Raw genomic sequence first — 7,637 nt, 5'->3', positions numbered from 1 at the left:
TATATAATGACAAACTCCCCTGCACGAAACGGCATATTCATTTGAAGAGGATTTATTGGGAGGGAAATATTTCATGTCAAACCATTCACCGATTACCCCTGATTTAAGTGACAGCGGCATTCGCTATTTTCGGGCTTATAAGGAAAGCCTTGGTCTTTGGCCAGTTCATTACAAAACTTTCTACGTATCTACCCGTTTCGGCCAAACGCATATTATTGCAAGCGGACCTGAAGATGCCCCGCCGCTTGTATTGCTTCACGGCGCATTATTCAGTTCCACTATGTGGTACCCCAATATCGAGGATTGGAGCAGCAAATACCGAACATACGCAATCGATATCATAGGTGATAAGAACAAAAGCATCCCTGCAGATTTATGCGGTACGAGGGCGGGTTACGCTGATTGGCTTCTCGAAGTGTTCGACGCTTTGGGGATAGAGAAGTCGCACATGGTTGGTCTTTCGCTTGGCGGGCTTCATACGATGAATTTCGCTTTACGTGCGCCAGAGAGAGTAGAGAGCGCAGCGATCCTTAGTCCCGCGGAAACATTTTTGCCGTTTCATCACGATTTTTATCAATACGCTCTTAGCCTCACAGAGCCTGATGGAGTAGAGAATTTCTTAAATTGGATGATGACAGATCGTAATGTGTTACACCCGGTTTTTGCAGAGCAGTTTCATGCAGGCGTAATGTGGCAGGATGGATTAAGACAGCCAAGGCCTAACGCTGACGGATTTCCGTATGTTTTCACTGACGACGAATTAAAATCAGTAAAAGTCCCTATTCTATTATTGCTGGGTGAACATGAAGTCATCTATGACCCGCAATCAGCCTTACATCGCGCCTCAACATTAGTTCCAGGTATTGAAGCGGAAATCATAAAACAGGCAGGTCACGTTTTATCAATGGAACAGCCTCAATACGTAAATGAACGTATATTACGTTTTTTCAGTAAATAAACCACAGTTTTGTTGTCCATTTCATGGAGATGCAGCGGCTTATACGAGCGGTCATACAAACTTTTTCCAAAGGCTGAGAGTGACGCTGTCACTCTCTTCTTCCATCATATATATCAGTTCTGACATCCAGCACGTTGTTGTTGATGGACACATGGTATTTGTCCTGCCATTCGATTTTGACATGTTCTTCTTCGTATCCCCAATATATGTTTTTTCGTTCACCGGTGGCAACCGTTGTCAATTCCCCTCTGACGGAAGGGGAGTTCGTTCCCCCGCCTTTATTCACGCTATACAAATTCAGGTTGTATGCTTGATTCGGCGAAGCGGAAGACTGAATCCAATTTCCTTTCGGCAGATGATTCATCGAGTAAAAATGCGTATACACGATATATCCGATGGTAATGCCTGACGCAAGCAAAACAGCCAAAATGGCAAACAAGACGCTTCGGCACGGTGACTTCCTCTGCTTTTCTATTTCTCCGTCAATATAAAGCTCCAATTTGTCTCATTCCTTGATGAAAATTGTTTTTTATAGTTTAAGGAAAAAATCGTATTCTGTCTATTTTGAAGCAGGGTTAACCAAAGAGCGCCGCCATCTCATCCATCACAAACCCGATTTCCTCCTTTGTATTGTAAAAATGCGGGGCTATTCTGATGACGTTGTTTCGCGCTGAGACGATGATATGCTTTTCACGCAAGAGAGCTTCCATACGGCCAGCCTCTTCGGCATACACCGAGATCAGGCTTGTTCTGTTATGTACGGTCTCGGGGCCTATGATCTTCAGGCCTTTTTCCGCCCCGTATTGCAAAGAGAATGCCGCGAGCTCCCGCAGGTAGTGCTCGATCCTGCCGGGCTCTGCTTCAAGCAGCAGCCTCAGTGCCGCGTCTGCCGCGTAAATGCTGATAAATGACGGTGTCCCCGACTCGAAGCGTTTCGCACCTTCCGCAAAGCATGAATCTAAGGCAAATGGTTTGTTCCTGCCGAACCAGCCGGCCGTCTTCGGCTCAAATTGTCCGCAAAGTTCGCGTTTCATATACAAAAAAGCCGTTCCGGGAATGCCGAGCATGTACTTGCGCGTCCCCGCCGCAAGGATGTCGATATCCATGTCTTTGACATGAATCGGAATGTGTCCGGCGGTTTGATAGGCGTCGACAAATAAAAGCGATCCTTTTTGATGAACAATCTCGGCAATCTGTTTTACATCTTGTTTAAACCCGTTCCGATAGCCGGCATGGGGTACACAAGTCAAGAGCGTCTGATCGGTAACGTCTTTTTCGTATTGTTCCAAGTCAATCATCCCGTCTTCGCTCTGAATGATGATGAGGTGATCTTTGAAGCGGTCTTGCGCAAGCCAAATTTGGCCGACGGCAGGAAAATCGATATCCGTGAAGGCGATCTGCCTTCGGTGTGGTGGCTGCGGCAATGAAGCAGCGACAGCCGCCACTGCGTCAGATACTGACGGCAAAACGGCTATCTCTTCTTTTTCGGCACCGATCAGCCGGGCAAATTTTTCCTTGGCTTCATCCATCTTGTCGAGATGCGCTTTCCAGTCTGCACCGGCTGTTAAAAGGCCGTTCTGATACTCATCAACCGCTTTGGCAACAGGCAGAGCCAACGCGCTGCCGGAGCATGCGGCAAGGTGAACATGACCAGACAATATCGGAAATAAAGAACGGTAAGTGTGGAATGGATGCTTCATGATATCCCTCCTCATTAAAGCTTCGAGCGGGCCTGAAAAAATCCTCTTTTTCACAGTTGAAATTAAGCGGGCAGAAGCCTCTTTAAGCGAAAGAACAACTGCTGCAGCTGTTTGAAAACTGTCACATTTTCGGGAAGCTTTCTTCCGTCAGCATCAAAAGCTCCCATGCTCTGGTGAATCATTGTTCAGTGCGATTGCTTTCTTTCATCGTCTGATTTATGATTCAATTAAAGCAATTCAAACAGATGAAAAGGAGCCGAGAGGATGAAACATTACGGTGCAATAGAAGCAGGAGGCACAAAGTTTGTTTGTGCAGTTGGAACAGAAAAAGGAGAAATCATTGACAGGCTGACGATCCCGACGGAGACTCCTGAAGAGACTATTGGAAAACTGACTGATTTCTTCAGCAAGTATCAGCTCACATCAATGGGAGTGGGCTCTTTTGGACCTATATCCGTTGCAAAAGATAAAGAGGATTACGGATACATAACCAATACGCCGAAATTAGCCTGGAAGGGGTACCCGTTTATTCCCGAGTTGAAAAAAAGGCTCGGCATACCGGTTTCGTTTACGACTGATGTAAACGCTGCCGCGCTTGGCGAACTGACAAAAGGAGCGGCGCAAGGATTGGAAAGCTGCTTGTATATTACAGTCGGTACAGGAATCGGAGCAGGAGCGATTGTCGGCGGCCGGCTCGTGCAGAGCACGCTCCATCCTGAAATGGGTCACCTTCTCATTAGACGGCATCCGCACGATACGTTTGAAGGAATCTGTCCGTATCACAAGGACTGCCTTGAAGGAATGGCATCGGGTCCGGCGCTTGAAAAGCGCTGGGGGAAAAAGGGCAATGATTTGGCTGAAAACGAGGAAGTTTGGGAGATGGAAGCCGACTACTTAGCGCAGGCTCTCATGCAATATATCTTGATCCTGTGCCCTGAAAAAATCATCATGGGCGGCGGTGTCATGAAGCAGCAGCAGCTGTTCCCGCTGATTCGCAAAAAGCTTGCCGAATATATGAACGGATATGTTGACCTGCCTGATCTTGAAGGATACATCGTACCGCCGGGTCTCGGCGACGATCAGGGAATCACCGGTGCGCTCGCTTTGGCTTATGAAGCCGGTTGAGCAAGTTGTTTTGTAAAATCCACCCAGTGTGAGATAATAACAGCGGTGCGTTTAAAAGCATGAAAAAAAGAAAGGTGGTCGTTCAAAATGGTAAGCAGTTTAAAGGATACTGTGACATTACATAACGGTGTGAAAATGCCATGGTTCGGACTTGGAGTTTTCAAAGTGGAAGAAGGCAGCCAAGTTGTAGAATCTGTGAAAGCAGCCATTAAAAACGGATACCGGAGCATTGACACAGCCGCTATCTATCAAAACGAAGAAGGCGTCGGCAAAGGGATTAAAGAAGCAGGCGTTCCCCGCGAAGAGCTTTTCATCACGTCAAAGGTTTGGAACAGCGATCAGGGATATGAAAAAACATTGGCGGCTTTTGATGAAACCCTTCGAAAACTCGGTCTTGACTACCTTGATTTATATTTGATTCATTGGCCTGGAAAAGACAAATATAAAGATACGTGGCGCGCGCTTGAAAAGCTGTACAAAGACGGCAGAGTAAAAGCGATCGGCGTCAGCAACTTCAATGTGCACCATTTGGAAAGCTTATTGGAAGATGCGGAAATTAAACCTATGGTCAATCAGGTTGAGTTCCATCCGCGGCTGACTCAGGCTGAGCTCAGGGACTACTGCAAAAAGCAGGGCATTCAGGTGGAAGCATGGTCCCCGCTCATGCAGGGAAAACTCCTCGATGATCAAGTGCTGACTGACATCGCTAAAAAATACAACAAATCCGTCGCTCAAGTCATCCTGCGCTGGGATTTGCAAAATGAAGTCATTACCATTCCGAAGTCAATCAAAGAACACCGCATTATTGAAAATGCCGACATATTTGACTTTGAATTAACAGCGGAAGATATCGAAAAAATCAACGCTCTTAACAAAGATGAGCGCGTCGGTCCCGATCCTGACACAATGGTTCACGGATTCGAATAAGCATAAGAAAATCCCGGGTTCATAAAAACCCGGGATTTATTATTTTTCATGAATGGCCAAGCGGCCTTTCGCTTGTTTCCTTCTGCTGCCGTCGAGCCGTCCGCGGCGGTGCTGCTTAATAAAGAATGAGAGAACCAATCCGATTCCCGACAATGCGGCCGCGGTCATAAACGCCAGATTGACGCCGTGAATCATCGCTGTATCCGAAGACGGACCGGCAGGATCGGCCAGCGCACGCTGTGCCATGATGGTGATGAGAACAGCCGTCCCGATCGATCCGGACATCTGTCTCATCGTATTGTTCATGGCCGTTCCGTGAGGAATCAAATGGCGCGGGAGCTGGTTCAAGCCGGCTGTTGTAACAGGCATGAGCACCATCCCCATGCCGACCATCCGAATCGCATAGACGACAGACAAATACGCAAAAGGCGTCGTCTTTGTCAGATGGGTCAAGAGCAATGTGGTCACGAAGATCGCCGTCAAACCGGTGATGCTCAAGATCCGCGCGCCGATTTTGTCAAAAATTCTTCCGGTAATCGGAGACATCAGCCCCATCACGACAGCTCCCGGAAACAGCATCATTCCCGATTCCATCGCCGTGAAATGGCGCATATCCTGCATATACATCGGCACGATCGTCGCCGCTCCGATCATCGACATAAAGACGACCATCCCGATAATCGTCGCAAGTGTAAACATCGGATATTTAAATACCCTGAATTCCAAAATCGGTTCTTCCAAATGGAGCTGCCTCCAAATGAACCAAAACAGCGTAACGCTGCCGACCGCGAAGCCAGCCAGCACGTCCGCACCCGTCCAGCCCGCAACACCGGCGCTGCTGAAGGCGTACAAAATGCCGCCGAAGCCAAGTGAAGACAAGATGATGGAAGTAACATCCATCTTAGGTGACGTCTGTTCGGTGACATTTTTTAAAATAAAGTGTGCGGCAATCATGTCGATAACGGCAAACGGAAGCAACAGATAAAACAATACTTCCCAAGGGTAGCGGTCGACGATCCAGCCTGACAAGGTCGGTCCGACAGCGGGAGCGAAGGCAATCACAAGCCCGACCATTCCCATCGCTGATCCACGCTTTTCTTTTGGGAAAATCAATAAAAGCACCGTCTGCATCAATGGCATCATAATGCCCGCGCCGGCCGCCTGGACGACGCGTCCTGCAATCAGCGCCGGAAAGCTGAATGACAAGGCGCAGATCAGAGTCCCAGCCGTAAATAAAGACATTGCCGCCATGAACAGCTTTCTCGTCGTGAATTTTTCAATTAAAAAAGCCGTAACTGGAATCATGATCCCATTCACGAGCATAAAAACGGTCGTCAGCCATTGGGCAAGCCCCGGCGTAATGTTTAAGTCCCTCATGATCGGAGGCAAAGCCGTCGTCAATAGCGTCTGATTCAAAATGGCGATAAAAGTCCCCATAATCAAGACGGCAACAATCGGCAATTGATTTGTCTTATGCTGTGTTTCACTCATATTAAAACCTTCTTATTTATCATTTTTTATAACACTTTATGAAATAATCGGTACTCGAAATAACTTCTCTTTTTATTTAGGGTAACGAAGGAACTGCAAAACCGCAAGTTCATTTTTAACATTCGGTATATAATACCCAGCTGTCCCTCAATTTAAACAGCCCCTTTAAGCCGGGGGAATCCGGCTTAAAGGGGACGGATTATTTTTTATAAAATCTCAGCAAATCACCGTTAATAATCTTATCGGAAAGGGAAAGCTCTTGATTCGCCTTCTCTATGAGCGGACCGCATTTGTCCTCACTGTCGTTGATCATGTCCCCGGTTTTTTTGCTGTAGCACGTATTTTTCGTGTAGATATAATCATCTGTTATAAAGCTGCCGTTTCTTAACACAGCGAAAGGCATTCTTTCTTTCGAAAACAGGTCATTACCGAATTGAATCATGCCTTTTGTATCAATTCCGAGCAAATGGAGCAATGTCGGTTTGACATCAATTTGGCCGCCTGTTTCAGATATCGTTTTCGGGTCTTGATCCGTTACCCCCGGAATGTGGATAATCAGCGGCACACGCTGCAGCTGAACGGTATCGTAAGGGGTGATTTCGTCTTTGCCCAAAAATTGAGCCAGCGCATCGTTGTGCGCTTCTGATATGCCGTAGTGATCTCCCATGAAGACGATCACGGAATTGTCGTAAAGGCCGTTTTTCTTCAATTTTGCAATGAAATGCTTCAATGATTCGTCTTCATAGCGTACTGTCGTGACATACCGGTTTAAAATCTCACTGTCCGAGTCGTATTCATCGATCAGCTTATCCTTATCATCAATTTGGAACGGAAAGTGGTTCGTCAATGTGATCAGGTTGCTGTAAAAGGGCTGCGGCAAGTCTTTCATCAAGTCGGCCGATTGCGTTAAAAACTCCTTATCCTTCAGCCCCCAGCCCGTTGAATTTTCAGGTGTCACATGAAAATGGGAGACGTCATAAAAGCTGTCGATGCCAAGGGCTTTGTACATGACGTCCCTGTTCCAGAATTTTTTATGGTTGGCGTGGAAAACCGATGTTCTGTAATCGTGGTTCGCCAGTGTTTTATACATCGAATTGTACGCATTTTCGCTCTTCGTAAAAAACACCGAACCGCTCAGAGACGGATAGAGCGAATTGGCGACAATGAATTCCGAATCGGACGTTTTTCCCTGTTCGGTCTGCTGATAAAAATGGTCGAAATAATAGCTTTTTTGAATGAATTTGTTTAAGAACGGCGTGATTTCCTGGCCGTTCACCTTTTCATTAATGACAAATGTCTGAGTGGATTCAAGCGTTACAAAGATGACGTTTCGTCCTTCGGCAATCCCGAACATATCTTGGTTCGGTTTGCTGTAGTCAGCGTTTGTGTAGTTCTCGATCGTTGCCAGGCTGTTTTCATCAGCGACCGCTTTTTGT

At 46.8% G+C, this 7,637-nt stretch carries 7 protein-coding genes; 3 read left to right on the top strand and 4 right to left on the bottom strand.

From position 1 onward, the window contains the following. Positions 1 to 73 precede the first annotated feature (73 nt). Complete coding sequence (locus C1T29_RS19825) at positions 74 to 958, top strand: carboxylesterase (protein ID WP_023856268.1); 885 nt, start codon at positions 74 to 76, stop codon at positions 956 to 958. 88 nt (positions 959 to 1,046) lie between these two features. Here the strand turns inward: C1T29_RS19825 and C1T29_RS19820 are convergent, their stop codons facing one another. Next, complete coding sequence (locus tag C1T29_RS19820) at positions 1,047 to 1,457, bottom strand: DUF5412 domain-containing protein (protein ID WP_025809893.1); 411 nt, start codon at positions 1,455 to 1,457, stop codon at positions 1,047 to 1,049. 76 nt (positions 1,458 to 1,533) lie between these two features. After that, complete coding sequence (locus C1T29_RS19815) at positions 1,534 to 2,658, bottom strand: aminotransferase class V-fold PLP-dependent enzyme (RefSeq protein ID WP_025809891.1); 1,125 nt, start codon at positions 2,656 to 2,658, stop codon at positions 1,534 to 1,536. A gap of 264 nt (positions 2,659 to 2,922) precedes the next feature. Here C1T29_RS19815 and C1T29_RS19810 point away from each other — a divergent pair, with 264 nt between their 5' ends. Together C1T29_RS19810 and C1T29_RS19805 are read left to right on the top strand one after the other, a co-directional pair. Further along, the gene (locus C1T29_RS19810; RefSeq protein ID WP_025809888.1) at positions 2,923 to 3,783 is read left to right on the top strand and encodes an ROK family protein; all 861 of its coding nucleotides are present in this window, start codon (positions 2,923 to 2,925) and stop codon (positions 3,781 to 3,783) included. An 87-nt stretch (positions 3,784 to 3,870) separates the two neighbouring features. After that, positions 3,871 to 4,710 carry an aldo/keto reductase gene (locus C1T29_RS19805; RefSeq protein ID WP_020452931.1) on the top strand — a complete coding sequence of 280 codons (840 nt, stop codon included), beginning with the start codon at positions 3,871 to 3,873 and terminating at the stop codon, positions 4,708 to 4,710. Between the two features lie 39 nt (positions 4,711 to 4,749). Here the strand turns inward: C1T29_RS19805 and C1T29_RS19800 are convergent, their stop codons facing one another. Together C1T29_RS19800 and C1T29_RS19795 are read right to left on the bottom strand one after the other, a co-directional pair. Further along, a complete protein-coding gene (locus C1T29_RS19800; RefSeq protein WP_065643739.1) occupies positions 4,750 to 6,201 on the bottom strand; it encodes an MDR family MFS transporter in 1,452 nt (483 codons plus the stop codon). Positions 6,202 to 6,400: 199 nt separating this feature from the next. Beyond that, positions 6,401 to 7,637, bottom strand: a 1,237-nt coding sequence (locus C1T29_RS19795; protein ID WP_231516514.1) for an LTA synthase family protein, incomplete at its 5' end; no start/stop codon positions are given.

It is taken from the genome of Bacillus sp. MBGLi79 (genome assembly GCF_002953915.1).
This window is presented reverse-complemented; position numbering and strand designations above follow the sequence as displayed.

Coding starts and splice junctions, on each gene's coding strand:
- C1T29_RS19825 (WP_023856268.1), top strand. CDS start 74: ATGTCAAACCATTCACCGATTACCCCTGATTTAAGTGACAGCGGCATT.
- C1T29_RS19815 (WP_025809891.1), bottom strand. CDS start 2,658: ATGAAGCATCCATTCCACACTTACCGTTCTTTATTTCCGATATTGTCT.
- C1T29_RS19810 (WP_025809888.1), top strand. CDS start 2,923: ATGAAACATTACGGTGCAATAGAAGCAGGAGGCACAAAGTTTGTTTGT.
- C1T29_RS19805 (WP_020452931.1), top strand. CDS start 3,871: ATGGTAAGCAGTTTAAAGGATACTGTGACATTACATAACGGTGTGAAA.
- C1T29_RS19800 (WP_065643739.1), bottom strand. CDS start 6,201: ATGAGTGAAACACAGCATAAGACAAATCAATTGCCGATTGTTGCCGTC.